At 63.7% G+C, this 26,439-nt stretch carries 26 protein-coding genes; 14 read left to right on the top strand and 12 right to left on the bottom strand.

From position 1 onward, the window contains the following. The first annotated feature begins 26 nt into the window (after positions 1–26). From H7A87_RS03050 to H7A87_RS03040, 3 genes are all read left to right on the top strand, one after another. Complete coding sequence (locus H7A87_RS03050) at positions 27–1,010, top strand: alpha/beta hydrolase-fold protein (RefSeq protein WP_119129531.1); 984 nt, start codon at positions 27–29, stop codon at positions 1,008–1,010. A 107-nt stretch (positions 1,011–1,117) separates the two neighbouring features. Continuing rightward, on the top strand, positions 1,118–2,047 hold the full coding sequence (locus H7A87_RS03045; RefSeq protein ID WP_119129530.1) for a CPBP family intramembrane glutamic endopeptidase: 930 nt from the start codon (positions 1,118–1,120) through the stop codon (positions 2,045–2,047). 295 nt (positions 2,048–2,342) lie between these two features. After that, positions 2,343–2,804, top strand: coding sequence for a DUF4126 family protein (locus tag H7A87_RS03040; RefSeq protein ID WP_161959829.1), 462 nt, complete (start codon positions 2,343–2,345; stop codon positions 2,802–2,804). A 143-nt stretch (positions 2,805–2,947) separates the two neighbouring features. Here H7A87_RS03040 and H7A87_RS03035 read toward each other — a convergent pair whose 3' ends face one another. The 3 genes from H7A87_RS03035 to H7A87_RS03025 form a co-directional block, all read right to left on the bottom strand. Then, on the bottom strand, positions 2,948–3,343 hold the full coding sequence (locus H7A87_RS03035; RefSeq protein WP_119129529.1) for a VOC family protein: 396 nt from the start codon (positions 3,341–3,343) through the stop codon (positions 2,948–2,950). Positions 3,344–3,434: 91 nt separating this feature from the next. Continuing rightward, the gene (locus tag H7A87_RS03030; RefSeq protein WP_119129528.1) at positions 3,435–4,409 is read right to left on the bottom strand and encodes a glutathione S-transferase family protein; all 975 of its coding nucleotides are present in this window, start codon (positions 4,407–4,409) and stop codon (positions 3,435–3,437) included. 177 nt (positions 4,410–4,586) lie between these two features. Next, entirely contained in the window at positions 4,587–5,366 is a 780-nt protein-coding gene (locus H7A87_RS03025) for an SPFH domain-containing protein (protein ID WP_119129725.1), read from the bottom strand. A 429-nt stretch (positions 5,367–5,795) separates the two neighbouring features. Here H7A87_RS03025 and H7A87_RS03020 point away from each other — a divergent pair, with 429 nt between their 5' ends. From H7A87_RS03020 to H7A87_RS02985, 8 genes are all read left to right on the top strand, one after another. Continuing rightward, positions 5,796–7,382: an SDR family oxidoreductase gene (locus tag H7A87_RS03020; protein WP_119129527.1), complete on the top strand. Its 1,587-nt coding sequence runs from the start codon at positions 5,796–5,798 to the stop codon at positions 7,380–7,382. Between the two features lie 192 nt (positions 7,383–7,574). Further along, positions 7,575–8,600: an alpha/beta hydrolase gene (locus H7A87_RS03015; protein ID WP_119129526.1), complete on the top strand. Its 1,026-nt coding sequence runs from the start codon at positions 7,575–7,577 to the stop codon at positions 8,598–8,600. Between the two features lie 287 nt (positions 8,601–8,887). Next, positions 8,888–9,514: a GntR family transcriptional regulator gene (locus H7A87_RS03010; protein ID WP_180496875.1), complete on the top strand. Its 627-nt coding sequence runs from the start codon at positions 8,888–8,890 to the stop codon at positions 9,512–9,514. Continuing rightward, positions 9,492–9,650: a hypothetical protein gene (locus H7A87_RS03005; protein WP_180496874.1), complete on the top strand. Its 159-nt coding sequence runs from the start codon at positions 9,492–9,494 to the stop codon at positions 9,648–9,650. Before H7A87_RS03010 ends, H7A87_RS03005 begins: the two co-directional genes overlap by 23 nt. Positions 9,651–9,911: 261 nt before the next feature. After that, positions 9,912–10,052 (top strand): lasso peptide xanthomonin 1, encoded by a 141-nt coding sequence (locus H7A87_RS03000; RefSeq protein WP_119129525.1) that lies wholly within the window; start codon positions 9,912–9,914, stop codon positions 10,050–10,052. Positions 10,053–10,100: 48 nt separating this feature from the next. Further along, complete coding sequence (locus H7A87_RS02995; protein WP_104573314.1) at positions 10,101–10,247, top strand: benenodin family lasso peptide; 147 nt, start codon at positions 10,101–10,103, stop codon at positions 10,245–10,247. Positions 10,248–10,357: 110 nt separating this feature from the next. Continuing rightward, complete coding sequence (locus tag H7A87_RS02990) at positions 10,358–11,032, top strand: lasso peptide biosynthesis B2 protein (RefSeq protein ID WP_119129723.1); 675 nt, start codon at positions 10,358–10,360, stop codon at positions 11,030–11,032. Continuing rightward, positions 11,032–12,765, top strand: a complete 1,734-nt coding sequence (locus H7A87_RS02985) for a lasso peptide isopeptide bond-forming cyclase (RefSeq protein ID WP_119129524.1) — start codon at positions 11,032–11,034, stop codon at positions 12,763–12,765. The genes H7A87_RS02990 and H7A87_RS02985 overlap by 1 nt, the downstream gene beginning before the upstream one ends. Before the next feature lie 70 nt (positions 12,766–12,835). On the opposite strand, the gene H7A87_RS02980 is transcribed toward H7A87_RS02985, so the two are convergent. The 9 genes from H7A87_RS02980 to H7A87_RS02940 form a co-directional block, all read right to left on the bottom strand. Further along, complete coding sequence (locus tag H7A87_RS02980) at positions 12,836–14,917, bottom strand: Atxe2 family lasso peptide isopeptidase (RefSeq protein ID WP_232087917.1); 2,082 nt, start codon at positions 14,915–14,917, stop codon at positions 12,836–12,838. Between the two features lie 69 nt (positions 14,918–14,986). After that, positions 14,987–17,434, bottom strand: coding sequence for a TonB-dependent receptor (locus H7A87_RS02975; protein ID WP_119129522.1), 2,448 nt, complete (start codon positions 17,432–17,434; stop codon positions 14,987–14,989). A 267-nt stretch (positions 17,435–17,701) separates the two neighbouring features. Continuing rightward, complete coding sequence (locus tag H7A87_RS02970) at positions 17,702–17,944, bottom strand: hypothetical protein (RefSeq protein WP_147421122.1); 243 nt, start codon at positions 17,942–17,944, stop codon at positions 17,702–17,704. Positions 17,945–18,111: 167 nt separating this feature from the next. Further along, complete coding sequence (locus tag H7A87_RS02965) at positions 18,112–18,435, bottom strand: DUF4880 domain-containing protein (protein WP_119129521.1); 324 nt, start codon at positions 18,433–18,435, stop codon at positions 18,112–18,114. A gap of 94 nt (positions 18,436–18,529) precedes the next feature. Then, the gene (locus H7A87_RS02960) at positions 18,530–19,102 is read right to left on the bottom strand and encodes an RNA polymerase sigma factor (protein ID WP_232087916.1); all 573 of its coding nucleotides are present in this window, start codon (positions 19,100–19,102) and stop codon (positions 18,530–18,532) included. Between the two features lie 622 nt (positions 19,103–19,724). Further along, on the bottom strand, positions 19,725–20,318 hold the full coding sequence (locus H7A87_RS02955; RefSeq protein WP_147421121.1) for a hypothetical protein: 594 nt from the start codon (positions 20,316–20,318) through the stop codon (positions 19,725–19,727). A gap of 172 nt (positions 20,319–20,490) precedes the next feature. After that, positions 20,491–22,197, bottom strand: a complete 1,707-nt coding sequence (locus tag H7A87_RS20775) for an XVIPCD domain-containing protein (RefSeq protein WP_232087915.1) — start codon at positions 22,195–22,197, stop codon at positions 20,491–20,493. Positions 22,198–22,226: 29 nt separating this feature from the next. Beyond that, positions 22,227–23,039 (bottom strand): hypothetical protein, encoded by an 813-nt coding sequence (locus tag H7A87_RS02945; protein WP_147421120.1) that lies wholly within the window; start codon positions 23,037–23,039, stop codon positions 22,227–22,229. Positions 23,040–23,244: 205 nt separating this feature from the next. After that, positions 23,245–23,661, bottom strand: coding sequence for a SymE family type I addiction module toxin (locus H7A87_RS02940; RefSeq protein WP_119129516.1), 417 nt, complete (start codon positions 23,659–23,661; stop codon positions 23,245–23,247). 720 nt (positions 23,662–24,381) lie between these two features. On the opposite strand from H7A87_RS02940, the gene H7A87_RS02935 reads away from it, so the two are divergent. The 3 genes from H7A87_RS02935 to H7A87_RS02925 all read left to right on the top strand — a co-directional run bounded on the left by H7A87_RS02935 (position 24,382) and on the right by H7A87_RS02925 (position 26,131). After that, a complete protein-coding gene (locus tag H7A87_RS02935) occupies positions 24,382–24,945 on the top strand; it encodes a hypothetical protein (RefSeq protein WP_119129514.1) in 564 nt (187 codons plus the stop codon). 98 nt (positions 24,946–25,043) lie between these two features. Further along, complete coding sequence (locus H7A87_RS02930) at positions 25,044–25,706, top strand: hypothetical protein (protein WP_119129513.1); 663 nt, start codon at positions 25,044–25,046, stop codon at positions 25,704–25,706. A 74-nt stretch (positions 25,707–25,780) separates the two neighbouring features. Beyond that, on the top strand, positions 25,781–26,131 hold the full coding sequence (locus H7A87_RS02925) for a hypothetical protein (protein WP_119129512.1): 351 nt from the start codon (positions 25,781–25,783) through the stop codon (positions 26,129–26,131). The last annotated feature ends 308 nt before the right edge of the window (positions 26,132–26,439 follow it).

Raw genomic sequence — 26,439 nt, 5'->3', positions numbered from 1 at the left:
GCTGCAACGGCACCACGCTTCACCACATGCAGGAGGCTGTATTGAACAAGCTGTTATGGGCTGGATTGGCAGTGTTGCTACTGATTGGCTGCGGCAAGGCACCACCGCCAGCACCCACACCCAGTGCCAAAGCGACACCAGCAGCCACAGCGGATACGCCCGCTCACGCGCCTGCTAGCCAGCGTGGCGGTGGGCAACCGTATGAACTGGCCGATACGCAGGTCTGGGACGTGCCCGATCCGGCGACAGGCCGCACCTACCAGGTCTTCGTCGCGCTGCCACGCGGCTATGCGGACAATCCGCAGCGTCGTTACCCGGTGTTGTATGCCACCGATGGCGACTATGCGTTCCCGCTGGTCAAGCAGATCGCGCGGCGCTTGAACGGCGAAGGGCCAGCCATCGCCGATTTCATTCTGGTCGGGCTGTCCTACGCAGTCGGCGACGAGCCCATGCCGAGCCGCAGACGCGATTACACGCCCACCCCGGAAGATGGCCCGACCGCAGCGCCGGTTGCCACCCACGGCAAGAGCGCCGACTACATCCGCTACCTGCGCGATCGCGTGCTGCCGTTCGTCGCCAACCGCTACCGGACCGACGAACAGCGGCGCCTGTATCTGGGGCACTCGTACGGCGGCCTGCTGGGCACGCAGATCCTGTTGAGCACACCTGAGATGTTCGCCGGCTACATCCTGGGCAGCCCCTCGTACTGGTATGGCGAGCACGCGATGGTGGCGCAGGAAAACAGCTTTGCCGCGTCGCATACCGACCTGCCGGCGCAGGTGTACATGTACGTCGGCGAATACGAGCAGGTGCGCCACCACCAGAATTACGACATGGTCATCGACGCACAGAAGATGGCGCAGGCGCTGCGCGCGCGACACTATCCATCGTTGCATCTCGCGCTGGAGGTTCTCGATGACGAAGACCACTTGAGCGTCGCACCGCGCGGCATCACGCACGGGCTCAAGTCCTTGTTGCGCAGCAGCTCCTCACCGGGCGACACGCGCTGATCGACCCGGCAGTGCAACAGCGCTCATTCGCCAGCCGTATCGCAGTCGTGGCAGACGCCTCGTCCCGTTCAACCACCCGCTAGCAACCACCCACAGGCCCCCAACCCATGCACGCACCAACGCCGGCGGTTTCCAATAGCGCACTGACCACGCACGGCCACGCGTCCCACCGCATTGCGCTGGGCGAGCGCAACGTCCTGCAGCCCGGCCGCCTACGCTGGCTGCGGGCGATCGGCTGGGCAGTCCTGCTGCTGGTGGCGGTCGCCACGCTGGCGCCCATGGCCGGCAGGGCCGTCGGCAGCCTGCTGCCCAAGGACTCCGGGCCGCTGCAACTGATTGCCAGCCTGGTCGGTATCGCGGTGGGCTTGGCGGTCTACGTGGTGGCGGTGCGCCTGGCCGAAGGACGGCGCGCCAGCGAGCTCGCACTACGCCCGATGTTGCCGCAGCTGAGCATTGGACTGTTGATCGGCGCGGCCATGTTCGCCGCGGTCATGGGCATCATGGCGCTGTTCGGGCTGTACGACATCCAGGCGCTTGGCCGGGCGCCGGCCTGGACGGCGGTGCGCAAGGCCTTGCAGGCCGGGGTGATCGAAGAGCTGTTGTTCCGCGCCATCTTTCTGCGCCTGGTATGGCGCGCGTTCGGCCTGTGGGTGGCGTTTATCGCCTCTGCCGCGCTGTTCGGTTTCGGCCATATCGCCAACCCGCATGCAACCGCGTTTGCGGCGATTTGCATCGCACTGGAAGCAGGCATCCTGCTGGGCGCGTTCTATGCCTTGACCGGCCGCATCTGGATGTCGATCGGCGTGCATATCGCCTGGAACTTCACCCAGGGCTATTTGTTCGGTGCGGCGGTCTCCGGGACCGACATGGGCCCGGCCATTGCCCGCAGCACGGCAACGCCCGGATTTCCGCAATGGCTCACCGGCGGGGCCTTCGGCCCGGAAGCCTCGCTGCCCGGCGTGCTCATCTGCCTGGCGGTGGGTCTGTCGGTATTGTGGCTGGCGTGGCGCGCGGGCAGCTTTGCAAAGCAGCCCTGACCGGTCCTGGCGATGGCAACGCGCTGCCGCGCCCGCATGGCCAGGCAGCGCGCCGACACGGGCATGGCCTTGCCGGCTGCTGCCGCACGCCCGCACCACTACCCCGGCATGGATCGACCTGCACCTTCCCCCACGCGTCAGGCAACACCGCCCTCCCGCCAGGCAGGCACATCGCACTGGCACCGCCTTGCCATCGCGCAGACATCCGGCCTCCTAGGCTCTGGGCATCGACAACCCGACGCATGCCTGCCGGCTCCACATTGGCGCCAGGCAGCATGCTCCTGCAGAGGTGCACATGGCTTTGATCCACTCCCTCCTGATGAGCGCCGTCGCCGGCATGCGCTCGATGACCCCGCTGGCCGCAGTGGCCAACGCTGCGCGCACCGGCAAGCTCCCCGCCGACAACGGCGCGCCGGCACTGCTCGCCAATCCCCTCGCATCGGCCGGCATGCTGGCGCTGGCCGGTGGTGAGCTGGCCGGCGACAAGATGAAAACCGCGCCCGACCGCATCGTGTTGCCCGGCATGATTGCCCGCATCGCCACCGGCATCATCGTCGGCACCGCGCTGGCACCGCGCCATCAGCGCGGCGTGGCTGCCGTGCTGGGCGCGACCACCGCAGTGGCGGCCGCCTACCTTACCTTCAACGTGCGCATGCGCGCGATCGAACGCTATGGCCAGACCAGCACCGGTGTGGTCGAGGACGCGATCACGGTGGGCGCTGCGACGCTGATCATGCGCGACGCGGCAAAGCACTAGCCCAACACCCGGTGCCTGGGTCCGTCACCTGACGCAACCGCGTGCCGCGCCGCGGCGACGGTCACCCCACCGTCGCCCTGGCGCAGCAACAGCACGATGCCCGACAGCGCTGCGGCATGTCGCCGCAGCGCAGGCATCCGGGTCTAGACGGGCCGGTAGATCGCACAGAGCTTGTTGCCATCCGGGTCGCGCACGTAGGCCAGCCAGACCGCTCCCATGCGGCTCTCACGCTCGCCCGGCGGATTCTCGATGGATACCCCGCCTGCAGCCACGGCCGCGTCGTGGAAGGCCTGCACCTGCTCTGGCGAACTGCAGGTGAAACCGACGGTGGCGCCGTTGCCGCTGGTCGCCGGTGCATCGTTGATCGGCTCGCTGACGGCGAAGGTGCTGCCGGCATGGCGATAGAACAGGCGCACATGGCCGGAGCCGGCAGTGTTGACCAGCGGCGCGGGAGCGCCGAAGACGCCGCCGAGCACCGCATCGTAGAACTGCCTGGATCGCGCAATATCGTTCGATCCCACCATCACATGATTCAGCACTGACCGCTCCTGTTGGTCACCAAGGCGCACAGCTTAGTGCACGCCATGCGGCAGTGCGCCCGAGCGCTGCGCCGTGCAGCCGCCGGTTGTATCAGCCACCACGCCCATGCGGCGCCCGCAGATCCAGCACCGGCCCCAGCGGCACGATGCCGGTGGGGTTGATCAGGTCGTGGCTCTGGTAGTAATGGCCTTTGATGTGCTGGAAATTCACCGTCTCTGCGATCCCCGGCATCTGGTACAGCTCACGCAGGTAGCCGGAGAGCTGTGGATAGTCGGCAATGCGCCGCAGGTTGCATTTGAAGTGGCCCACGTACACCGCGTCGAATCGCACCAGCGTGGTGAACAGGCGCCAGTCCGCTTCGGTGAGCTGGTCGCCGCACAGGTAACGCTGCCGGCCCAGACGTGCATCGAGCCAATCCAGGCTTTCGAACAACGGCAGCACCGCCTCTTCGTACGCCGCCTGCGTGGTGGCGAAACCCGCCTTGTACACGCCGTTGTTGACGGTGTTGTACACGCGCGCATTGATCTCGTCGATCTGCTCGCGCAACGGTGCCGGATAGAAATCGCCGGCCGCAGCACCGACCGCGTCGAAGGCGCTATTGAACATGCGGATGATGTCGGCCGATTCGTTGCTGACCACGGTATTGCGCTCGCGATCCCACAACACCGGCACGGTCACGCGCCCGGAGTAGCGCGGATCGGCGTTGAGATACACCTCATACAATCGCTTGGCATGGTGAACCGGATCGGCGATAACGCCCGGACCAGGATCGAACGTCCAACCCTGGTCGCGCATCAACCAGTTCACCACCGACACGTCGATCATCGCCTCCAGCCCTTTCAGGCGCCGGAAGATCAGCGTGCGATGCGCCCACGGGCAGGCCAGCGACACGTACAGGTGATAGCGACCGGGAGCAGCCTGAAAGCCACCCTCCCCGTGCGGACCAGGGCTGCCATCGCGCGTCACCCAATTGCGGAACTGCGATTGCGAGCGCTCGAAACGTCCGCCGCTCTTGTCGGTGTCGTACCAACTGTCCTGCCACTTGCCGTCGACCAACAGGCCCATGCCGCGTTCTCCCGCTACACCATATTAGGCAGCAACCCTAGCCCAGCCGATTTGGAGAGTGCGTGAGCGGGCCTGCTGGCATGAGCAACCGCGACCAGCCATCTGCGCTGTAAGACCGGAGATCAACGACTGCAAGGCAATCGCGGCTCTTACACCGCATGCGGCCGGCAACGCGCGCTATCTGGCAATCACCGACGTGCCGGAAGGCACCATATAGCAGGCCTGCGCCTTCTTGCAGGCATCGGCGTTGAGCTCGGCGATCTGGCTGGCCAGGTACTGCTCGGGCGTCAGACCCATGCGATTGCGGTACGCATTGTCGGCATCGGCCTTGGCCACCTGCTCCTGTTCACGCTGCCGCTCAGCCGTGGTGGCCTCGACCAGCGTCTTGACCCGCTGCTGCTGTGCAGCGGTCAGGTTCATCTGCTGCAGGACATCCGGGTTGGGACGTGCGCGGCCCAAGGTGATGTTCTGGATCTCGATCGGCAACTGCTGCTCCTTGACCAGCGCACGCACGTTCTGGGTCACCGAATCGTCGATCTGTCTGGCGGTATCGGGATCGCTCATCATCCTGGTCATGTCGTAGCGCTTGACCTGGTCGCGCACGATGGACGCATATTGGCTGGCGACATTGTTCTTGAACCAACCCTGCCCGAACCTGGACAACAACAACGCCGGCGCGGTGATGCGATATTGAATCTGGGTGGAGAAGTCCAACAGGATATTGTCGCTGGACGAGAAATCGTCAAAAGCCACCTGCACCGTCTGCGGCGTCACATCCACATAGGTGACCGACGTGGTCAACCACGCATACGTCCGACCTGGCTCACGCACATCGTCCAGGCGAACGCCACCCTTGCCGAAGAACATCGGTTTATCCACCAACACGGCCTTCTGGCCAGGATCGGGCGAGACAACGGTACAGGCACAGAGCAAGCTGGCCAGCGCAGCGGCCAGCACGGACGTCTTCATCGATTTCCCCCTTGAGCGGTCGGGCGTCACTGCCGTTCCGGTGTGTTGCGAAGGTTACCTAAACTCCCGCGCATTGGCACCGGGGCCGCCCTCGCTCGAGGCTTCAACCACTGGCAGAACGCCAACTGCCTGCCATGACTGCGACGGTCCCCTCGCCACCTGCCGCGAGCGGCCGATCCAGCTGCGACACGACAGCGCACCCAAGTCCCGATCAAAACGTCCCTTGGCCGCCCTCCCCTCCACCCCTCTCTATTGGCGCCAACCCATCACAATCGGCGAAAATAGCGGACGGCCGCACCACCGGCCAGCGGCGTGCCGTCCTCGTCCGCTGTACAAAGGCTCACCGTCCATTGCGCTCTCCTGTCGGCTGCCCGCCGCACTCGTCACGGCTTGCTGCCGCTCACTCCCGGATCCATCTTGAACACCAACGCCCCACTCCCGCCCGCCGACGACCTGCCCCTGACCGACCGCCTGCGCGCGGCGCTGGACCTGCTGGAGGCCATCGAGGCCGACCGCAGCGTGCTCGATACCCTGCCCGAGGCCGACCGCGTGCGCCTGCACCAGGTGGTGGCCAGGGTCTACCACCCCGAGCCCAAGGCGCGGCGGCAGCTGCTCAAGCAGCGCGAGCGCGAGCGGCACCAGGAGAAGGTGCGCAAGGCCGAGGCGCTGCTGGAGCAGCGCGGCATCCGCGCACTGCGGCGCAAACCGGTATTCAGCACGCCGAACTTCTTCCCGCCGCATGCCGCCGGCCTGCACGATGCGCACAACGGCGAAAACACCACTGCCGCACCGGAGCCCACGCATTCGCCGGAGCTGCGCCACTGCTACGTGTGCAAGCAGAAGTTCACCCAGCTGCATCACTTCTACGACCAGATGTGCCCGGCTTGCGCCGAGCTGAACTACTTCAAGCGCACCGAAACCGCCGACCTGCGCGGACGCGTTGCGCTGCTGACCGGCGGCCGGGTCAAGATCGGATACCAGGCCGGCCTGAAACTGCTGCGCGCCGGTGCGGAACTGATCGTGACCACGCGTTTCCCGCGCGATTCGGCCGCCCGCTATGCGCAGGAGCCGGACTTCAACGAGTGGGGCCATCGCCTGCAGGTGTTCGGCCTGGATCTGCGCCATACCCCCAGCGTGGAAGCGTTCTGCAGCCAGCTGCTGGCCACCCGCGACAGGCTGGACTTCATCATCAACAATGCCTGCCAGACCGTGCGCCGCCCGCCGCAGTTCTACGCGCACATGATGGCCGGCGAAACCGCCGCGCTGCATGAGTTGCCGGACACCGTGCGCAACCTGGTCGGCCATTACGAAGGCCTGCGCACGCCCGAACCACTGCGCGATGCCTCGGCGATGGCGCTGCCGGCAGTGCATGGCCGCGGCCTGGACGGCGCCGATGGCCTCACCCGCGCCGCCGAGCTGTCGCAGGTGGCGTTGCTGGACGACGAACTGGTTGGCCAGCAGCACCTGTTCCCGGAAGGACGGCTGGACCAGGACCTGCAGCAGGTGGACCTGCGCGGGCGCAACTCCTGGCGCCTGCTGATGGACGAAGTGCCCTCGGTGGAGCTGCTGGAGACCCAGCTGGTCAACGCCATCGCGCCCTTCATCATCAATGCGCGGCTGAAGCCGCTGATGCTGCGCACGCCCGAGCGCGACAAGCACATCGTCAACGTCTCGGCGATGGAAGGGCAGTTCTACCGCAACTTCAAGACCACCCGGCATCCGCATACCAACATGGCCAAGGCCGCGTTGAACATGATGACGCGCACCTCGGCGGCCGATTACCAGAACGACGGCATCCACATGAACAGCGTCGACACCGGCTGGGTCACCGACGAGGATCCGGCCAACATCGCCGCGCTCAAGGTCCAGCAGGAACGCTTTCACCCGCCGTTGGACATCGTCGACGGCGCCGCCCGCATCGTCGACCCCATCATCCACGGCGCCAACACCGGCGAGCATGTGTGGGGGCAGTTCCTCAAGGACTATGCGCCCACCGATTGGTGAGCGCTGCCTGCAGCCGGCGCTTCGCGTGATGCCGCCAGCGGCACGAAGCGCGCGCCGCTGCGATCATGCAACAGCGATTGCAAGCGGCGTCCGCCGCAGATGTTGCGGCCATGTGCATAACGGCCGAGCTCCCTTTTCACCCCATTGACTGTGCCACCGCTAGCGTCAGGGTAAACCAACCGAGACGCACCCATGACAGAGCACGGCAAGCCCAACCCGATCATCGACACCCTTTCCAATGTCATCGGCGCCATCCGTGCCGACAACGACATGCACGACCTGGCCCAGGCCCACGATGCGCTCGAGCCCAAGGCCATCGAAAAGCTCACGCCGGCCGAAGCCCGGCAGCAGCCAACCATCGCCGATGCGGTCAAGAAGCTGCTGCAGGATCAGGGCAAGACCGCCGATCCGGAGGTACTGGTACCCGGCGTCAAGCGCACCTCCCACACCTTGGAAACGCCTGCCGGCAATCTTCCTGCCTTCGTCTACACCCCGCAGGGCGGCACCGCACTGCCGATCATCGTCTATTTCCACGGTGGTGGCTGGGTGATCGCCAATGCCGAGGTCTACGACGGCGGCGCGCGCGGGCTGGCCAAGGAAACCGGCGCCATCGTGGTCTCGGTCGACTATCGCCAGGCGCCCGAACACAAGTTCCCCGCTGCCTGGGACGACGCACTCGCCGCCTACGAATGGGTGCTGGCAAACGCGGCCAGCATCGGCGGCAATCCGCAGCGCGTTGCCCTTGCAGGCGAAAGCGCCGGCGGCAACCTGGCCATCGCCACGGCCGTGGCCGCACGCGACAAGGGGCTGCAGGCACCGACGCATATCCTGGCGGTGTACCCGGTCGGCCAGACCGGCAGCCTGCACACTGAGTCCTACATCGAAAACGCCATCGCCAAGCCCTTGAACAAGGCCATGATCGAATGGTTCGTGGGGCACCTGATCCGTAGCGATGCGGACAAGGCAGACACGCGCCTGGACCTGGTCAACGCCAACCTGCGCGGCCTGGCACCGGTGACGATCATCAACGCCACCATCGACCCGCTGCGCAGCGACGGCGCCAAGCTGGAAGACGCCCTCAAGGAGGCCAACGTACCGGTCGAGCGTGAGGTCTACACCGGCGTGACGCACGAGTTCTTCGGTTGTGCCGCAGTCGTTGCCAAGGCGAAGGCCGCGCAGGAATATGCGGGCAAGCGGCTGCGTGAGTCGTTTCGCTAAGCAAGCCACGGCGTGTGGCACGCCGGTCGTGCCACGCGACAGCAGGAACAGATAATGTTCAAACGAGGGCCGCCCTGGCAAACCAGGCGGCCCTCTTTCTATTGGCCTCAGTTTTGGCGTTATAAAAACTCTTACTGTCGGGGCAGCGTATTGGCTCGCAGCCTGACTCGTACGCGGCACGATGTGACAAGCCCGGGACCAAAAGGACTACCGCAGCAACTCCTGCCGCAGCCATTGCATGTACGATCCAGCCAGGGGAGGCGTCGCGGTCAGACAAGGAGTTCGTCATGGGTGAAATCCACTCCAAACGTGCAGTTGCCTATGCGCAGGTCAGGCGCGCACTGCAGTCCGGGCGGTATCCGCCCGGTCAGCGCATCGACCCGGCAAAGCTGGCCACCGAGTTAAAGATCAGCTCCACGCCAGTTCGCTTTGCGCTGTATCGCCTGGTCGGCGAAGGCCTGCTCATCGATCACGCACGCTATGGCTTTCAGGTGCCGCTGCTCACCGAGGTCGCGTTGCGGGATCTGTACGACTGGATGGAGCGCCTGTTGCGGATGGCCTGCGATATGGGCGTTGCATTGGTGCCGCATGCCCCTGCCGAGCTGGAATCCACCAGTGCAGCGGCAGACGTGGTCAAGCAGACCTGGAAGCTCTTCGACGCCATCGCCCGTGCCACCGCGCACTGGTCGCTGCACCACGCGGTCAGGCAGACCAATGACAGGTTGGCCCCGGTGCGACGTGCCAAACACGGCCTGCTCGACGGGCTCGAGGAAGAACTGGCAGAGCTCACGCTGCACTGGCAGCAGCGCGACCTTGCGGCGCTGCAAACAGCGTTGCATGCCTATCACGTACGCCGCATCCAGGCCGTGCCGCGCATCGTGGCGGTCATGCATGAGCGCAGCCGTCAGGTTTGACAGCGCGGCCACGCTGCAGCCAGTGCAGCGTGACCCTGCGGCGCTGAGTGCTGCGCTGCATGCCTACCATGCGCGTCGCATCCAGGCCGTGTCGCGCATCGTGGCGGTCATGCGTGAGCGCAACCGTCAGGTTTGAAAGCTCGGCCACTGACTGTCGCCAGCGCTACGCCTAGCAAGATCCACATTCTGTACTGGCGCACCGCCGGCAGCGTGCGCCTGATGTGGCATGAATGGCGCGATACGACGCCACCGGCCAGGCTTGCACGGTCATCTTCGATGGCGGTCACACAGTGCATTTAATTATAACGGTGTTACGACTTAATCATTTGAAAATCAATACACCCGTTTCCTAACGTGTCTGTGTCATGGATCCCCATGGCACAACCAGGAGACAGCGATGAACATCAATGACATCACCCACAGCGATGCATCCAGCGAGATCACGGTGCTTGGCGTTGCCAGCACCGACACCAAGGGCGGCCCGCTCGCCGGCGAAGAAATCGGCGGCTTCAATGTGCCGGGCATTTCCGAAGAGTGAACCCGAGGCGTGCCTGAGCGCACGCCCCTCCCACCAGGAGTAGAGACCATGGATACCAGCAACAACGACGCGCATACCACGACGTCTGGCCAGGATCTCATCGTGCTTGGCATCGCAAGCCTGGACACACAGGGCGGGCCATTGGCAGGCGAAGAAATGGGTGGCATCACCACGCTGGGCATCAGCCAGGACTAGGCGCTGCCAACGCGCGGCAGTCGCCACTCGGCCGTACATGCCGGTGGGCAACTTCCCAGGCCACGGGGCGCACTGCAACGGTGCGCCCCTTCTCTCTCAAGGATAGCGCCATGCAATGCTACACATTGCGCGACGACCTAGCGTTCTGCCGCATTGGCGAGCGCCTGGTGTTCCTGGATGTCGGTAACGACCGCTACTTCCGCCTGCCCAAGGCACTGGAGCACTCCCTGCTCACCTACCTGGCGCAAGACCCGGTGTCGGACCTGGAGATCAACGACCTTGTCGAACGGGGACTGCTGGTGGAACGGTCGCAAGCGACCGCCGGCCCGCAGCTTCCCGTCATACCTGTTGCGCGTAGTGCGATGGAAATGCCCGTGCCGGCGCGACGACCACAGCTGCTTGAAAAACTCGAGGTACTGGCACTTGTGCTGTCCACACGCCTGGCATTGAAGCGCAACCCGCTTGGCAGGGTCCTTGGCAGCCTCTCCGCTGCAGCACAGGGTCGGGGGATGCAGCAACGCCCGCTCGCCGAACTCGAGCAACGGCTCACCGATGCGGCATCCGTCTTCCGGCGCGCACGCGTCTGGGTGCCGGTCGAGATGCGCTGCCTGCTCGATTCAGTCGCACTGGCAAGATTCCTGCGTCGGCGCCAGCTCGGCGCCCAGGTTGTCTTCGGCGTCGCACTCGATCCGTTTTCGGCCCATTGCTGGGTCCAGACAGGCGATCTGGTCCTGAACGACACGGTCGGCAACGTCCACGCGCATACCCCCATCCGGGTGGTGTGATGTACCGCTACATCGCCTTGTTCAACCATGCGCAGGCACACCGCGATGGCGACCGCGCCGCTGTCGATGCGTCGTTGCGACAGATCGGGTTACAGCTACGGCAACGCGCTGGGCACATCGACCTGTATGCATCAGACGACACGCCCGTGCTCGACCTGCCTGGTGGTGGCGCACTGATCGGCCATGTCTTTTCGCAGCGCGACAACGCCCCCTTGGGCGACGGCGCATCGCTGCATGCGTTGTCCGCAGCACAGCGGACGCGGCACCTGATCGAGACGTACTGGGGCGAGTACCTGCTGTTGCATGCACCGCACGCGGACCCGAGCGCCATCACCGTGATGCGCGAGCCTTCCGGCGGCGTGGCATGCGTCTACGCGCTACAGCATGGCTTCATCACTTCAGACATCTCGATCGCCACGCATGCGGGTGTGTACACGCGTGAGATCAACTGGGACGCCATCGCCCATCATCTGCACTACCCGCACCTCAAGACCGAGCGCACCGGGCTTGTTGGCGTACGCGAATTGCTGCCGGGCAGCCAGCTGTGTCTGCAGCCCGACCGCAGCAGTCTCGAACACGTCTGGAACCCGTGGGATTTCGTCGCAGCCTCTCGGCGCCGGCACGACCCACTTGACGCACAGGCACAGGTGCGTCAGGCGGTGGCCTCCAGCGTCACCTGTTGGGCGCAGACCGATGCGTCCGTGCTGCTGGAACTCTCTGGCGGCCTGGACTCTTCCATCCTCGCCGCATGCCTGAAAGACACCGCCGCGCGCGTGGCGTGCTGCAATCTGGTCACGCCGGTGCCTGGCGCCGACGAGCGGCACTATGCCCGGCAGATGAGCGATCTGTTGGGCACCGAGCTGATCGTGCGCACCCTGGGACTCGACGCTGCACCGGTCGATTTCGCACCGCCGGCACACGCGGTCGGGCCCAGCACCTGGTTTCTGCAGCATGCCTCCAATGCGCTGAAAGAAGCGATCGGCACGCAGCTGGCCATCACCAGTTTCTTTTCCGGCGGCGGTGGCGACACCGTGTTCTGCAACACCAGAACCGCCGCGCCCGCCGCAGATGCCTTCCGTGCAGGCGGCCTGCGCGCCGGCGTCAGCGCAGTCCATGCGCTTGCCGAACTGCACCAGTGCACGCTCTGGAAAGCAGGCAGGTTGACGATCAAGAAACTCTGCGCCAAGGCCGGGCCGCCGCGCACGCCAGAGCGATCGTTCCTGCCAGGCACGCAGGCTGCGGTTCCGTTGCAATCGCATCCCTGGTTCGATGCCCCACCCGACAGCCTGCCCGGCGACCGCGAACGTATCTTTGATCTGGCCGGCACCCAGGTGTTCCGCGATGGACTGGCGCGCAGTGCGTCGTGGCACCTGCGCATGCCGCTGCTGTCGCAACCGGTGGTGGAAGCCTGCCTGACGGTGCCGAGCTGGATGTGGATCGCTGGCGGCCGCAATCGCGCCGTGGCACGCGATGCGTTTGCGGATGTGCTGCCTGCACAGATCCTGCATCGCCGCAGCAAAGGCACCTTCATGAACTACTCCGGCGCGGTCTATCGTCGGGGCAGGCAGCAGATCCGCGATTATCTGCTGCAGGGTCGGCTTGCAGGCCAGGGCCTGCTGGAGGCCGATGCCCTGCGCCACCATTTCGACCATACATTGGCCGACGGCGACCACAGCGTCATGCGCATCTTCGACCTGTGTGCGGTCGAGAACTGGGTCCGTCATCAGCGCTGACATTGCCTGCGCTGCGTAGATGCGTGCCGCCCGCATGCCAGCGGACCACGCGTCAGCCGCACCACGCACGCTAGTTGCCACGCGCCGGCAGTGCCGCCTTGATTGCACGCCAGCGCGCGTACTGGGCGGCCTTTTCCGGTGCAGGGTCCTGGTAATCCTGCAACCAGAAGCGGAACCAGTCGACGTTGCGCGCATACACGGCCAACTTGTGCCGGGGCTGGAACTTCTGGTGCGGCTCGTTTGCAAACACGTACAACTCGGCGCGTTGCGCACGCAGTAGTGGAATCAGGTAGTCCAGCGCGTACAGATACTCTTGCTCGGAATGCTGGAACAGGATGGGCGCGCGAATCCGCTCCAGCTTGAACGCCGGCGACAGCGCGTTCCACCGCTCGGGTGTCTGCTCCGGTGCACCCAGGCCCCACATCTCGCGCAGCCCCTTGAGAAAGGGCTCGCCCTTCATGCTGCCGAACAGGTAGTACGACGGCGACACCACCGGGTTGGCCACCGACGCGGCGGCCAGCAGGTTCGACTCGGTCGCCGTCCACAAGGTCACCGCACCGCCGAAGCTCAGCCCGCCCATGCCCACCCGCCTGCGATCGATGCCCGCCTGCGACGACAGCAAGGCCACCGCGCTTTCCACCGCCGCCAGTCCTTCGCCGTGGCGTTCCACCGCATCCATGGTATAGCCGGGCAATTGATTGATGCACAGCGCTGCGATGCCCACCTGCGCCAACGCGGCCAGCGGCCACTCATCGCCCACGCCACCGCGCACGAAGCCCGGGCAGCTGTAGTAGGTGACGAACAATGGCAGCTTGTCCGCGCCGGTACCGTGTGCCGCAAAGAACTGCCCGCTGTAGTGCCGTCCGCGGGTATCGGTCCACTGCAACAGGCGCGCGGGCGTCGCGTTTGCCATGTCCACCGCCAACGCCGCATTGGGGTCGAACAGGACGCCGCGCGTGCCGCTGTCCAGCGCGATGCGTTCCAGACGTGGCGGGCGGTCAGCATCGGCCGTCACGCAGACCAGTGCCGTGGCCGATGCGCCACAGTGTGCCGATGGATCGCGCCCGCCATTGATCAACCCGCCGCCCTGCACCACCAGTTGCACCTGCCCGCTGGCCGGGTCCCAGCGATGGATGGATTGCGCAAGCCCCAAGGCAGGATCGGTGATGGTGAACAACACCTCCGTGCTCCCGGGGCGCCACTGCGCTGCAGTGATTGCCTTTCCCACGCAGGCCGCTGCCGTACAGCGCACGGCCTTGCGCGCATGTGCACCGGGCAAGACTGACAGCGCCACGTCCGGCCGGGACAGCTGCCCACTGCCGTCACCCACTCGCGACAACACCGCTACCGCACCGCCTTGTGGCGCGCGCGCAGATTTCCACACATCGCCGACCAGGCCGCGCAGCGCGCTGACGTCGGGCTCTGCGTCAGGTCGCTGCGCATCGGCAAGCACCTGTGTAGCCCCAGTCGCCAGATCCAGTGCCATCCACCGCGCCGGCACCCCGGCCGACAGCCCGGTACGATCGAACCACACCGAGCCGAAGCGCTGCGTGGCCAGGCGCCCGTCGACATTGCCCGAACGGAACAGGCCCTGCCCGAGCGGCACCGTCTCGTCGATCCGGATGCCCTGCGCATACTCGTCCTGCTCTGCCGACAGCACCTGCTCGCGCGTCGCACCGATGCGGTAACGCAGAATGCGCCCGTCCGCATCCAGCGCGAACTCCTGCACATCCGCCGCATCGTGCGTCACCGGCTCCGCCCCGGAACCGTCCGCCGCCGCGCGCCACACCGCAATCACGCCATCGATCAACGCGCGGTAGTACAGCCAACGGCCATCCGGCGACCACAGCACCTTTGCAGGCAAGGACCCGCCAGCCGAATCGCGCAACGGCACACCGCCATCGGCAACGCGCCTGGGCGCGGCATCCTGCAGGCCCTGCACATACCAGACGCTGTCGTAGGTATTGCGCTGCACCGCTGCCTGCTCGGTGCGAAAGGCCACACTGCGGCCATCCGGCGACAGCGTGGGGCTGCCGATATCCACCACCTCCAGCAAGCGCTGGGGCGATACCGTTTGGGCGTTGCACACACACGCACCTGCCGTCATCAGCACGCCTGCAAGCAGCAGGCGCCAGGTTTCTTGACTCCTCACGCACACACTCCTCTCAACAACGCTCAAGGACCATCGCCAGTACCTCGGCTGCAGCAGGCAGCCGACGCATCACCAGTGCTTGGACACCGAAACGCTCACGAAGCGGCCGATTGCCGAATAGTTGGTGGAGTCGTACGGGGCCACGTACAGCGGCGAGGTCACCCGGTACAACGGCGGGGCGCGATCGAAGGCGTTGTCCACCGATACCCCGAACTCCAGCCCCGCCCATGCATCGCGGCGTGCGCCGGTGGCGTAGCGCAACGCCATATCGAATTTGGTGAACGATGCCGACTCCACTCCATCGGCGCGGTTGCGCACCCCGCCGCGGTAGTTGCCGAACAGCGAGGCAGTGAGCCCGCCCTGCTTCCATACCGCGCCCACGCGGCTGCTTAGCCTGGGCGGGTTGAACAGCGTGCCGGACAGATCGAACGCCGGTTGCGTGGGCAACGTCTGCTGCGTGCTGTCCAGCCAGCTCGCCGCCCCGCGCAAGGTCAGCGTGCCGCGCGCCAACGCCACCTGGTAGCTACCGCTCAGGTCCAGCCCCTTGATGTCCTGCTGCGCCACGTTGGCGTACTGCGTGTAGATGATTGCCGCCACCCGGCTCGGGTCGTAGGCGACGCCGGCAAAGTTGGAGAACCGGCTGGCGAGCGCAATCACATCGGCCTGCGCCTGCGGCGTCGGCATACGGTCCACGAAGGGCGCGTAGATCGGATTGCGCAAGGCCTGGCTGGCATTTGCGATCGGCTGCAGCACGCGGTTGCTGTAGTCCACCCCGAACCAGGTCAGCTCCGCCTCCAGGCCATCCAGCGCCTCGGGGTGCCAGGCCAGCGAGACCGAGCGGGTGATGGCGCGCTCCGGCTGCAGATCCTGGTTGCCGCCATCGGCCACCAGCACCGTCGTCCCGGCGGGAAAGCCCACCCCGCCGAACGCACCCGGCTGGAACAGCCATGCCTCCTGCGCGTAGTTGCGCTCGAACAGCGTCGGCGCCTTGAACGACTTGCCCCACGAGGCCTTGAGCGTCACGTCGCTGCCAGGCGCATACAGCACACCGAACTTGGGCGTTGTCACCCCGCCAAAGCTGCTGTAGTCCTCCCCGCGCACCGCCGCGGTCAGCGTCAGTCGCTGCACACCGGGCACGCCCTGCGCCGGGTCCACCACTGGCAGGCTCACCTCCGCATAGGCAAAGCGCGCGCTTTCGCTGCCGTCGATCGTCTCCACGCCGTTGACGTGGTTGACGTTGCGGAACGTGTTGCTGCGATACCCCACCCCGGCGGCAAGGCGCGCATCGCCTGCCGGCAGCGCGAACAGCGGCCCTTCGGCACCCAGCTCGTAGCTGCGGCTGTCGTTGCAGTAGCACAGGTCGGTCACGCTCACCGCACCGCTGGCCAGCGCCGTTTCCTGGCGGTATTGATCGTGCTTGCTGTTGCCGTCGGTGGCGCCCAGCGTCAGCATCCAATCGTTGGGCAACCACACCGCAAGGCTCGGCGACAGCAGCAGGCTGGTGGTGGTCGGCGTGACCCGGCTGTTGCGGCCACTGACAGCATAAAAGTGCAGCTGGTCGCGTTCAGTGCGTAACGCATCCAGGCGCAGCTCGGCGTTGTCGCCCAGCGCCTGGTAGGCACTCAGCAGCCCGCTGCGCAGGTCGCTGCCCGGATACAGCGTGGACGGGTCCACCAGCTGTGTGGTGTAACTGCGCTGACGGCTGTAGATCGGGTCTGCGGAGACGTCCTGGTAGGTTGCGATCACGCCACCGCTGCGCCAGGTGGTGCCGGCGGTGACGCTGTATTGCCGCGAGGTGAGCCCACCCTGCGTCGCCCGCCCGAAGCGCGTACCGACGTTCACCCCGTCGTAGTCGCGCTTGAGGATCACGTTGCCCACGCCACCCACCGCGTCCGACCCATAGATTGCCGACGCGCCGTCGGCCACGATCTCCAGCCGCTCCACTGCCTCCACCGGGATCGCGCTGAGGTCCACCGCCTGGGTGAATCCGCCATAGGCCAGCCGGCGCCCATTGAGCAGGGTGAGCGTGGCATCGGCGCCCAGCCCGCGCAGGTTGAGGCTCGCGCCACCGGTCATGTTCTGGTTCGCATTGCCGGCCCCGGCCAGATTGCCGCTCAACACCCCCGGATTCTGCCCACCGGAGAAGTTCTGCGGCACGCTGCGGATCACCTCGCCCAGATCCCCGAAATCCTCTTCCTGGATACGCGCTGCGCTGATCGAAATCACCGGCGACGGAACTGCACCGCCCTTGATGCGGGTGCCGGTGACTTCGATGGACTCCAACTCGGTCGCGGCGGTTTGCGCCGGCGCACCCGCCGCAATCGCAGGCCTCGGCGAGCTGGGCCTGGGTGGCTCGCCTGCGTTCATTGCCACGGCTGCTGGCGTTTTCTGCGCCGCTGCCTCAGGTCCCGTCGCCACCTCCGCCGTCCCCGCCCGTGCCCCCACCACACCTGCCGCGCCGCTCGCCATGGCGAACAGGGCGATGGAAATGGCGTTGCGTAACGTACGTGTCTTCATGCTGCGTCCTTTGGCTTGCCTGGTTGGCCCGCCGACGGCGCACTCCGGTCGCCCCGGTGCGCATCGCCAGCTGAGCAAGATCGGTCCTGCACCTGACTGCTGAAACACCGACCCCGCAACCGGCGAACAGTGATCAGAATCGCTAACTGTTTTGCTTGCGAGCAATCGTCGCGCACGCACAGTGCCTCGGCACCCATCCGAGCCCCGACACGTCAATCGCTGTGTGCGCTATTGCCCTCCCCCACCACCTGCTGCACGTTCGACGCGCTATGCACGCATCGTCATCGTCATCGTCAGTGCACGCCTTGCAACGGCTACGTTGGCAGGCGCATCAACGCGCTGCGTGTCGGCTTCCACCGCAGGTACCTGCACGCGTTGCGCGGAAGCGTGTTGCTGCGCTCCAAGCTCGTGCAGCGACAGCAGCGCCATCACCGCCACTACCAGCCTGCTGCGTGCATGATCAAAACCGACACCGCTCCCCGTTACTGCCCGTCGTGCGTGCATGTGCATCCTTCGCGTCCTGGGCGCGGCACCATCGCCATTGCGTCCCCCGACAACAAGTGATGTTGCGCAAGCGCAATGCCCTACCAACAACGTGTGCAAGATGCAGGCAGCGCTGCAGCAGAGCGCACATTCAACGGTCTATGCGACACGCAGTGCAGAGTGCCGAGTGCGCGCTACTGCCTCAGCAGGTGATGCACCGCATAGCCGATCGCGGCAATCAGCATCGCTGCCAGCACCAGCCAGGGCCAGCGACGACGCCGACCGGAGGGTGGCGTCAGCAGCTCCAGGTCGTGTGCAGTGGCGGCCTGCAACTCGGGATCATCCAGCACTGCCGATGCATGTGCGTCCACCTCGAGCAACTGCTGGTAGGCCACACGGTGGCGCGGGTCGGCAGCCAGCCATGCCTCACGTGCGGCACGATCGGCCGCGTTCTCGCACCCGCGTCGCACGAGATAGGCGGCCGCCTGCGCATGGATACGCTCGGACTCTGCACGCATGGCTGGTGACTCCCGGCGGGCGGTCTCCCTGCGCCCTCGCGCACGATGCTACCAGCAACTTCCGGCGGCGCCAGCCAGCGGCCTTGCAGGCCGGTTACTGCGGCAACTCCCCCACGGCCGCACGACACGCCAGCAGCGCACGGCTGATGTGCTTCTCCACCATCTTGATGGAGATGCCCATTTTCGCGGCAATCTGCGGATAGGTGAGCCCGTCGAACCGGCTGAGCTTGAACGCAAGCCGGCACTTCGGCGGCAGCTCGAGCAAGGTGCGCTTGAGCAGCACATCGAGCGTCTGGCGCGCCTCGGCAATCTCGTCCACGCCGGCCTCGTCGGCCCTGATCGGCGCCACCTGATCCAGCGACACGTGCTGCGCCGCCAGCCGCCGCTGACGCGAGCGCCGCAGCTCGATCACCAGATTGTGCGCGATGCGATACATCAGCAGCCGGCGGTCGCCGATGTTGGGCGCATCGCGGTACACCATCATCCGCGAAAAGGTCTCCTGCGCCAGGTCTGCAGCGGTCTCGGCATCGCGCGTACGGCGGCGCAGGTACACCAACAGCTCAGGATGCAGTGCGGCCAGCGCCTGGTCGAACTCGGCACGCAGGCGCTCCCTTTCCCCAAGCGACAGCTGGCCGCGCGCCGCAGGCGGCCCATCACGCGAGCTCATCGTGATCGCCGCGCCTTCGGCCGAGTGCCGCTGCCCACCAACGCCCCCACGCATCTTGCGACACAACACACCAGCGCCATGCGCGCGCAAGGGCCGTGCAAGTGGATCTGAACATGAGCAGTGCAGCCAAAAGGTGGAGAGTGGGTGGTGGGCACCGCACCCCGAACCGCAGCCCCACCTCTTCCTCTATGACGGCAAGCGATGCTAACCCCCTACGTTTTGCGCGTTAGTCAGCCTGGGGCATGACCACCACGCGCTCGACACTAGATCGCTGCACGCGCAGCGGAGCGCAGCATCGCCCGGTTGTCACGCTTTTCCCGCGCACTCTATGCAAACAGCGAGGCGGCACGCTTTAGCAGTTGCAGATAACGGCTACGCCGCTTGCTACGAAGCGTGCACTAGACCAATGCGTGTGCTCACCTCACGAATGCGCATGCGTCTCTGCAATGTCGACCACTACTCAGCTTCTATGTGCCGCCTTTTGAAACTCGACGGGCCCGTGAGCGCCCGGATACTTCTTCTTGATCAAGATGCGATCGGACGGCGTGACGCAGCTGTCCTCCAGTGAATTGACCACAGACGCCTCATCCATCCTGCAGACAACCTGACTGCACCTGTTGAATCAAGTCTTGCTGATGGTGATGTAACTCACGTGCAGCTGGTCTTCGGTTAGACCAATGACAACTCGCGTCGTACCGACCTGCATCAGCCTGTAAGCCCTGGAGCCGGGCGCATCTGGGTGAGGCGGATACGGGAGGGCATCTGCCCAGGCCGCATCATCGAAAAGAACGCGGGACGGCCAGACCTCTATCACCAGAGTTGTTCGTGATCGATCTTCTTGCGCACCCCGCAGCTCGATATTACGCACGGCGACGCCTGCCAACAGACCATTGCTACCGACGCGTACAGCCATCCCATCTCGTGACTGGATGGGGCCGAGTCTTGTCGTCAGTAAAGAATCAAGCGCCGCAATATCCTTGAAGTCCGTGATGACCAAGCGGTCTATCTCTCGCCTAAGTCGCCTCATTACATCAGGCGCATCCGGCTGCGCTCTGCTTCCGGATGCTACAACAGCTTGCTGAAAGACCGGAGTGCCGGAAACAGGCGCCGCAAGAATCAGACAGGCCGCCATCGACACTAACAGGCTCACCGCGCATCCCCAACCGCATGCTGTGCCGCTCGCCGGGTCAGTCACATGCGCCGAGAAAAAGATCATGTCCCCGTCCTTCAGTCTGGATGTACGCCTACAACCGGCAACCTGATCGAAATGCATATGACCAGAACGGTGGTTGGGGCAGCGACCACTTTCGCCCTGCCAATCATGCGAGATGCCCACCACAAATCCGACTACCCGAAAGGAACATCCCAGACCACCAGACCCGTAGTCCTTACACCATCCGGTGCTGCGGAGCGATCGATTGCTCGCGCTGCTGCTCCTGCTGCTGGGAGTGCTGCTGACGCTGCGTCTCGTTCAAGGCCTGCAACTGCGCCAGAGACTGCTCGACCGGCTGTGCAATCGCGTCGTTGGTCTTCATGTGCGCCATCTTGTGGGCGGGGTCGTTCAACGCGCCTTCCACCACGAAGACGTTCTCGCCCTGTCGCACGGACTTGGTGTTCTCGCTCAGTACGACATGATCGATCCGCGCCAGCCCGTTTTCCTTGGCTAGATACGCGCTGCTTGCTGCAAGGCGGGCGCTGTTGTTGTCGTACTCCCTGCCGAGGCCTTGCTCCAAGCGGCGCACGGCATCTTCGGCCTGGCGATGTAAGGGATCTTGCGATGGACTGAGCGAGCCATGCGTCGGCCCTACAGGCTGCGCTTCATGCCGCTCAGGGTGCCCGACCTCACCTCGTACACGCAATGGAATTGCATGCGGATCAACATGGAGCAGGCGTTCGTGTGAGCCATCCGAGTTAACGCGATTGATATCAGTCGTTCCGTCCTGGTGCCGCTCACGGTTCAGACTACCGCGTAAAGCATCCGACCACACACCACCAATAACTGCATGGCCCTGACCGTCACGATTCCATACGACAACATCGTTGCCAGAAGAGTAACGGCCTGCGGTTGGACCGCTCTTTCCCTCAGCTTGTGGGCGCCCCCATGCGTGACTTGCGCCTTGATCCACTGACTGGATAAAGGCTGGGGCTTCGCCGTTTTGCAAGAAGAGTGTTTTAACCACACCGTAGTGATGAGATACATCAGCAGCGCCATGGCCATTACGTGCATCAGTTGGATTGATGAGTGGATCGGCCACCACGCTACCGTACGCAGTAGAGAGTGGGCTTGCTTGGTTTGCCTCACGCAACGCGTTGAAGACAGCGGTACCCTTAAGTGCATGCTCTACACCGCTTTCGATGTAGTCCGCCTGCTCGTGACCTTTGACGATCTTGTTGGGAAGCATGCCGTCGATTCTCGTCTTTACATCGTCGACACTCTGTAACGTCCCGTCGTTGATACCCTGTAGCACGCCAGGGTAGCGACCACGTCCAGCCTGATTTTCGAGCTTCATGATCATCGTTGCCAACTTTGCTTGATCATTCAGACCTGAATCTGCATATAGATCCGTCTTGCGTAGCTGCTGCACTGCGCTGCCCAAATCTTTTGCGCCATCGCCCGTTCGCATCAGCTGCTCGACCTGAGTTCGGTCGTGCTCATGTACAAAAGCGACTCCCGCGTCAGAAGCAAGAAATCGATCAATGTTTGATTTGACTGTCCCATCAAGTGCTCTTCCATTCTCCGCCTTGATGGCATGACCATCCCGCTGTAAGTCGTGGATGGTTTGCCTGCGCTGCTGCTCTGAAAGAGCTACAGCCGGTGTTTGTTGCTTAGCCCATCCCTGATAGGCGTCAACTAGACCAGTTGCGACATCTGGATGTTGCCCGAGATCGGTTTGCAGTGTCCCGATTGAAAATCCACTATTGCCGATGGGAGTCATTACACCATCATTGATGGACCCCGCAAATGAAAGCTGGTAGGCAACGTTTTTGCCTGCCATGCTTCCCTCTGATGCGACGCCGATCGCAAAATAAGCAAGTGTTTTGAGTTCATTATCACTCAGCTGCGGCCGCGCTGGTTGTCCTGTTTCTTGTGGCATTTCCTTCTCCTTGGCTGACAATCAATCAACTAACGGCTGCAAAGCGCTATGTTCGTGCGGGCAGCGTGGATGACGGTCAAATACTCATCAACGACCGCTGGCGCCATCCCTTCGGAAATCTGGTCATCCGTGCGAGCAGCATCTTGCTTGTATTTGGATAAAGCCGACAGGCAACCTGGCTTGTCTTTCAACTTGTAGAGCGTGAGCGCGTAATCGTTCCGTAGTGTGCCCTCATCGGCAAAACTCATAGTCGGAACGCAGCTCTGATAAATGGGCGCAAGCACACCCTTGGCTTCGACATATTTCTTTTTATCGTAGAAGGATTTGAAGTCGTGACGCGCCTTCTCGATCGCATCGGTGGCACAGCTTGAAGACACACGCTTATAGATTCCCTCGAAGCTGCCGTTGCTTCCGCAATAGGCCTGGCACTGCTCTTTGGTCGAAGTGCTGATGGCCACACCATTCGCCTCCATCTTTAGAACAAGCGAGCATTGACTTGCCTCTGCACCTTCATAAACAACCGCGTGGCCGCTTTTATCCAACTGACCAGAAAGCGTACATCCGCTGTCGACATTCTCTGTGTCCAACGAGAACTTCGAAAGTTCTTGGCCCTTGGGTGCATCAATGATCAGGCGCCCCCACCCACCTTCGGTGACATAGGTGCCGATCCCAACCTGGGCAGGTCGCGGTGGATCGACATTTATGGTTGGAGTAGAAGCAGGCGTCGCAGCGGTGGCCGCCGCTTGCGGGCTACCAGGTTCCGGCTGTGCTTGACCGCACCCAGGCAGCAGAAGGACTCCGGCAAAGATTAGTGCATAACAACTATTCCCAATGCCTTTCATGGCCGTGTACCCTTATATGTGTCCAGGCTGGACAAGTTACATCACGCAACCAGTTCGGGCACGTTCCGGCCAATACAGTGGCCGCGGATCTCTTCGCTTCATAGGCTAGCAACGGAATACGCTAGGGAACAAAACTCACGTAGGTGAAGGGTTTTCCCGCGCCTCTGGCCAAGCCTAGTGCCAGCTCAGGCCGTCGGCCCCCAGCCTAGCGTCGCGCCCTGCTTGTCGCTACCGGCACCTCCACCGGCGGCAACACCTCCATCAGCAGCTGCCCTTCGCTGGCGGTGATGCGCAGCTTGGTGCCGATGGCAAAGCCCAGTTGTTCCAGCCACAGGCCGCTGAGGCGGACGTGGGGCACGTGCTGGTCGCCGCCGTGGTCGTGGGCGCCGGGGTAATGGGTGTAGCTGACGGTGCATTGGCGCGGGCGGCGGGCGCGGCGGGGTGCGCGTAGCGTGCCGGGGCCTTGCGGGGAGGCGTCCGGGTCGGGCGGCAGCATCGGTGGCAGCTTGGTGCGGTCGGGTTCCACAACGACCCACTGCACCCGCTTGGGCGGCGCGGGACGCGTACGCGTGCGGGTGGGCCGTGTGCTGGCAGATGCCGTGGGTGGGCGGCGGCGTGTCATGGCGCCTCCCGGTGATGGCGGGTGATGGATGCGGCGACGCACTGCTGCAACGGCACGGCCCTGCGTGCGAACCGGCGGCTGGAGGTGTGCGGCAACACAGCGAGCTGGCGACTCAGCGGATGCGCGGGATGGTCGCTTGCCTGCTCAACAGCTGCGCGTGCGACGAGCCGGCGCAGTACCTCGCCCACATCCCAACGCAGGCGGTGAGCGGAAGCTGGCAACAGATCAACCGGCACAGATACCGGCATGGATGGTGCGGTAGACATGGCAATGCCCTCCTGGAACAACCCAAGAACCGCCGCCAACGGCGACGGGATGTCGGGAGGTTCGAAACCGCACAGAGCCGGCGGGCATATTCCCCTTGCGGGTGTTGTATTAGCCGCCCTCCCGACGCAGGCATCGCATCGGCTTGTACCTGCAGGATGCAGGCACAAAAAACCCACCGGTTTGACGGAGGTGGGTACCGCTCTGTGAGGAGTTTCGACGCTCCTTGCGCCTAGATTGCGAGTGCAGGGCGTGGCATGTCAATAGTCACTTTAAGGCCTTTGCCTGACTTCGCGCCCATAGGGCAAGCCCGCCGCAAATGCTTGGCATCGATCGCCCAGCCAGTGACTCGTATCGCAAAACCGAAGATCCGTTCTCAAGGAGTTGCGCACTGCCACCGATGCAATGGTTTGCTGCTTTCGGTATACCGCGCTCCGCGCCACTTGAAGGAACGACATGTCAATCTTGCGAAGAATTTCTGAGTCAATCGTAGGTACCAAGGAGGCAATCAAGGAGAAAGGCGATATTGGGGAGACGGATCTCTGCAAGTGGCTTGGCGACTCTGGCCTGTCTTACGTTGCGGTCTGCCAGGCAAGGGAAAGCTTCGCCCCACTCTTCACGGGTGAGATCAAGCGACCGGATTTCATGGTCCTGCTCGACTCCATCGGACTGATTGCCGTAGATGCCAAAAACTTCGACTTGAAGGAATGGGATGGCTCGCCCTGCTTCACGCTAAGCCTGCAGAAAGAGCTGCTGAAAGCGGTCGCGTTCGAGCGCATGTTCCGTATCCCGCTCTGGTACGCCTACAGAGGCGAGGACAATGACAACGTCTCCTGGTATTGGATCAGCGCGCTCAAGGCCGTTGAAGTGGGAGTCAAGCGCGACGGTCGCCATGGTGATTTCCTGACCATCGGCCTCGAGCACTTTGCACATGTGGTCAACCCCGATGACATGGCCAAGCTCTATACACAGCGGCTGCCCGGTGTCTCCAGGATCGCGGCCCTTCCGGTCACGAACTGAACGCGGAGTCGGCATCTGCAGACGTGACGTCTGCTGCCGATCTTGCGTCCGCACTTCCGCCGACCATCGTGGTCTTCACGCTCATTGAGGAGGGGTGAATGTTCAAGGATATGATCGCTGCCGGCGGCCCCGGCCTACTCATCCCAATCGTGTTGTTCGCGCTCATCATTTATGCAACGCGCGGTCTCTTCGATCTTCATGGCAGGCGAAGTCAACATCGACGGGAATTCCTTGAGCACTGGGACCCCAAGCGCGCAGATGACAATTTGTGGCTTGAGGTCACCGTTCGCCATCTCTATGGACAACCGCTACCTGCTCATGTCATCCGCACTGCCCTGAGCCACCCACACTGCAGCCAGGCACTGATGGACCTTTCGGAGATCTGGGAGTTCTACCATTACGACTCAGACACCCAAATGGTGCGCTGGGCTCACACTCGGCACAAGCGCGCAGTTCGCAGATGGCTGAATCACCGCTGGTCGTTGGTGCGCTATTTCCTGCTTGCCTGCCTGGCAATGGTGGCAGCCTATGTCGCGCCCCTAGTTAGCGGGCTCTCGCAATGGATCTACGCAACTGCTGCAGCACTGTGCGGAATTGGTGCGTTCATTAGCTTGTGGCGCTGCGACGCGGAGAAAAAGGCGGCTGATGCCGGCGAGATCTGGATCAAACGCATCAATGATTCCCTCAAGTCGCCCCACGCTACAAATGACCTGACTGCTTGTGAAACCGCCTCCAGTGCCGCGTTAGTAGAAGAAAGCTAATCTCGGACACATAGACACCTTAACCATCAGGAGCCTTCACCGTGCCATCTGCCACACCCTATGATCCAACTCTAATGCTCGGCAACCTGGTCGACATGAAACGACACGAAGTGCTCGCGCAGATCGCGGCCATCCAAGCACTAGCTGATTCCGCGAAAGACATGCTCGACGCGCTCATCGCGACCAAGCGTTCGCTGGATATGACTTCGCAAGAGGTTGCTTCAATGGGTATCGATACAGCGGAGCTAGACGCCGAGCGGGCGCGGCTCGGCGTCTTGGTTTCCGAAGCTACAGACACCTATGCAAAAGCCAAGGAGAAAGCGGTCAAGGACACTCAAGCTCTGCGTGCAGGTCTGACAGATCCCGGCAGACCCGTAGAGTCGCCTGTCATACCTCAATCACCAACTGCGCCGGATAGATCCTAGTAGACGCGAGCTTCGACGTCCGCAGCAGGCTCTATTCACTGAATTTTTCAGCAAGACGTTAAAGACCAGGTGCTTTTTCCTATGAGAAGCAGCTGGTTAACTCGACCCCGCATAACAGCATCATTGCTACTTCTTAAATTCAAGCTATTGCCGAGAGCGCATTCTCACATGACCTAAGCAGTTGAGACATTGCACAAAATTTTATCCAGCAGGTAACAGCACTTTAAGCGACCTACTTACGAAGCGGCGACTAGTTTTGGTCGGGTGATAGAAAGGCTTCTGCGAGATCGCTCATGTCATGTGTACCG

This window comes from Xanthomonas sp. CPBF 426 (assembly GCF_903989465.1).
Taxonomy (GTDB): domain Bacteria; phylum Pseudomonadota; class Gammaproteobacteria; order Xanthomonadales; family Xanthomonadaceae; genus Xanthomonas; species Xanthomonas euroxanthea.
Note: the sequence above shows the minus strand (reverse complement) of the source record. Positions and strands in the feature narration are given on the sequence as shown.

Excerpts from the sequence above, each read along its gene's own strand:
- H7A87_RS03010 (WP_180496875.1), top strand. The coding sequence starts at position 8,888 with ATGGGTGAAATCCACTCCAAACGTGCAGTTGCCTATGCGCAGGTCAGG.
- H7A87_RS03030 (WP_119129528.1), bottom strand. The coding sequence starts at position 4,409 with ATGGGCCTGTTGGTCGACGGCAAGTGGCAGGACAGTTGGTACGACACC.
- H7A87_RS02985 (WP_119129524.1), top strand. The coding sequence starts at position 11,032 with ATGTACCGCTACATCGCCTTGTTCAACCATGCGCAGGCACACCGCGAT.
- H7A87_RS03000 (WP_119129525.1), top strand. The coding sequence starts at position 9,912 with ATGAACATCAATGACATCACCCACAGCGATGCATCCAGCGAGATCACG.
- H7A87_RS03040 (WP_161959829.1), top strand. The coding sequence starts at position 2,343 with ATGGCTTTGATCCACTCCCTCCTGATGAGCGCCGTCGCCGGCATGCGC.
- H7A87_RS02935 (WP_119129514.1), top strand. The coding sequence starts at position 24,382 with ATGTCAATCTTGCGAAGAATTTCTGAGTCAATCGTAGGTACCAAGGAG.
- H7A87_RS02955 (WP_147421121.1), bottom strand. The coding sequence starts at position 20,318 with ATGATCTTTTTCTCGGCGCATGTGACTGACCCGGCGAGCGGCACAGCA.
- H7A87_RS02945 (WP_147421120.1), bottom strand. The coding sequence starts at position 23,039 with ATGAAAGGCATTGGGAATAGTTGTTATGCACTAATCTTTGCCGGAGTC.
- H7A87_RS03050 (WP_119129531.1), top strand. The coding sequence starts at position 27 with ATGCAGGAGGCTGTATTGAACAAGCTGTTATGGGCTGGATTGGCAGTG.
- H7A87_RS02925 (WP_119129512.1), top strand. The coding sequence starts at position 25,781 with ATGCTCGGCAACCTGGTCGACATGAAACGACACGAAGTGCTCGCGCAG.
- H7A87_RS02960 (WP_232087916.1), bottom strand. The coding sequence starts at position 19,102 with ATGAGCTCGCGTGATGGGCCGCCTGCGGCGCGCGGCCAGCTGTCGCTT.
- H7A87_RS02990 (WP_119129723.1), top strand. The coding sequence starts at position 10,358 with ATGCAATGCTACACATTGCGCGACGACCTAGCGTTCTGCCGCATTGGC.
- H7A87_RS20775 (WP_232087915.1), bottom strand. The coding sequence starts at position 22,197 with ATGCCACAAGAAACAGGACAACCAGCGCGGCCGCAGCTGAGTGATAAT.
- H7A87_RS02940 (WP_119129516.1), bottom strand. The coding sequence starts at position 23,661 with ATGACACGCCGCCGCCCACCCACGGCATCTGCCAGCACACGGCCCACC.
- H7A87_RS02965 (WP_119129521.1), bottom strand. The coding sequence starts at position 18,435 with ATGCGTGCAGAGTCCGAGCGTATCCATGCGCAGGCGGCCGCCTATCTC.
- H7A87_RS02970 (WP_147421122.1), bottom strand. The coding sequence starts at position 17,944 with ATGCACATGCACGCACGACGGGCAGTAACGGGGAGCGGTGTCGGTTTT.
- H7A87_RS02995 (WP_104573314.1), top strand. The coding sequence starts at position 10,101 with ATGGATACCAGCAACAACGACGCGCATACCACGACGTCTGGCCAGGAT.
- H7A87_RS02930 (WP_119129513.1), top strand. The coding sequence starts at position 25,044 with ATGTTCAAGGATATGATCGCTGCCGGCGGCCCCGGCCTACTCATCCCA.
- H7A87_RS03045 (WP_119129530.1), top strand. The coding sequence starts at position 1,118 with ATGCACGCACCAACGCCGGCGGTTTCCAATAGCGCACTGACCACGCAC.
- H7A87_RS03005 (WP_180496874.1), top strand. The coding sequence starts at position 9,492 with ATGAGCGCAGCCGTCAGGTTTGACAGCGCGGCCACGCTGCAGCCAGTG.
- H7A87_RS02975 (WP_119129522.1), bottom strand. The coding sequence starts at position 17,434 with ATGAAGACACGTACGTTACGCAACGCCATTTCCATCGCCCTGTTCGCC.
- H7A87_RS03015 (WP_119129526.1), top strand. The coding sequence starts at position 7,575 with ATGACAGAGCACGGCAAGCCCAACCCGATCATCGACACCCTTTCCAAT.